Source organism: Microcoleus sp. BM001215392 (genome assembly GCF_036700185.1).
Classification (GTDB): Bacteria; Cyanobacteriota; Cyanobacteriia; order Cyanobacteriales; family Microcoleaceae; genus Microcoleus.
The window spans coordinates 2058-4076 of record NZ_JAUBOJ010000527.1; the positions used below are offsets into that span (position 1 = coordinate 2058).

The 2019-nt window shown below is 51.1% G+C and carries 1 protein-coding gene; it reads left to right on the forward strand.

The window, feature by feature from the left end; all coding sequences use genetic code 11:
• Positions 1 to 152 precede the first annotated feature (152 nt).
• Positions 153 to 2019, forward strand: a 1867-nt coding sequence (locus tag QT974_RS32035) for a DUF4347 domain-containing protein (RefSeq protein ID WP_333472405.1), incomplete at its 3' end; no start/stop codon positions are given.

Consider the following 2019-nt stretch of genomic DNA (forward strand, 5'->3'; position numbering starts at 1 on the left):
GATCGTTCCGAATGCTAGTCCGCATCAAAGAAAGGACTCTTCGTCCTGACTACGAGCCCTAGCAGTTAATTTTACTGATGACATTTAATATTAAAATTTGCTAAATTTCATACATATTAATTTCCGTAAGGTCATTTAACCAGAGGTATATTGTGCCAAATTTTATCAATTCTGTTATCAATTCGATCGCCTTTTTCGACTCTGCTCTCCCCGATATCGCAATCCTCAGCAACGGTATCGCAGCCGGGACAGAAGTAATTATCCTCGATGCGGCCCGGGATGGAGTAGCACAAATTACGGAAGTGCTAGCAAGTCGCAGCAATCTTAAAAGCATTCATCTTCTCTCCCACGGCCGCCCCGCGAGTTTGCTCCTAGGCGCGATCGACCTAAACTTGACAAATTTAAACTTTTATGGTGAAAAATTGCAGCGTTGGTCAGCAGCCCTGGTAGAAAGTGCAGAGATTTTGCTGTACGGGTGCGAAGTAGCGGCGGGCGAAAAAGGCGCTAACTTCGTACAGCAAATCAGTCAACTAACCCGGGCAAAAATTGCTGCGTCTAGCAAGCCTGTAGGAAGTGCAGCTCAAGGCGGAGACTGGGTGCTAGATTATACAACGGGAGTTATGGTGGCTGGGCTGGCGATCGACCCAGCCACAAGAGCCACCTATCAATACGCCTTCGGTTTAACCCTCTACGACGGCACAAGTAACTTTCCACCGCTTCCGGGAACACCGGGCATCGGGGCCTCAGGTGTCACCCAACTAGCTTACGGACAAGTACCTCTTCCTGGCTTCGGTGGTGTCCTACCTGCTGGTGCGTTCTCGCCCAACACGGGCATTAATACTGCTAGCGTTACCGCCGCCAATAACACTACAGGCTATGCGGGCTACACCAATTACAAATACACTCCTCCAAGTCCGCCAGCGACGCCACAAACATTTGCTCAACTCAATGCAACTTTCCCCGCACTCAATCGCACCAACGGCTACAGCGTCTCTTTCAACGTTGCAGTTACGGCGGAAACCAGTAATAGTAACGATCGAGCCGGTTTCAGCATCATCGCCATTAGCAGCGACGGTCAAAACGGCATTGAACTCGGTTTCACCAACCGCAACCTCGGCCCGGGCGGAGGCATTTTTGCTCAACAAGATACTCCCCTGTTTACTCGCGGGGTAAATGCGAATGTTAATATCAGCGCTGCTACCGACTACAAACTGGTAGTTCAAGGCAACACTTACACCCTGTTTGCCGGCCCAACAGCAATACCAGCCCTGACAAATCAGCCGCTGCGCAACTACACGGCATTTAATCCAGCAACCAGCCAGCCACCTTTACCCTACAATCCCTACAGCCAGCCAAACTTCCTATTTTTCGGCGATGCTACAGATCAAGCAAGTGCGAGTTTTACCCTCGGCGCCATCTCGGTTAATAATTTCCCGGTGGCGGCTAATGACACCTACAGTATCCCGCACGACAAAGTTTTCACCGTCCCTGCGGGGGCGGGAATCTTAAACAACGACACTGACGCCAACGGCGACTCGCGGACTGCCGTTGTGGTTGCAGGCCCGACCAAGGGTACGATCGTCTTAAACGCTGCCACCGGCGACTTCGTTTATACTCCCCAAGCAGGTTTTGTCGGGACTGATACCTTTACTTACAAAGCTAGCGACGGTACAGATTCGTCTGTTCAAGCAGCAACAGTTACGATCGATGTTACTAACGCTGCGCCTGTAGCCATTCCCGACAGCTACAACGTTTTGCACGAGCGAGTTTTGACCGGATTTCCATCCGTCTTATTCAATGACTTCGACTTCGACCCTTTAGACACGTTGAGTGCCGCACTCGTCACAGGGCCGACCAAAGGTAAACTCGTACTCAATCCCAAGGGCGACTTCACTTACACTCCTAACCCAGGCTTTGTCGGAATTGATACCTTCACTTACAGTGCTAGCGACGGGGCTGCAACTGTCCCCGCGACGGTAAATATCAACGTCACTAACGGTGTGCCGATCGCCATTCCCG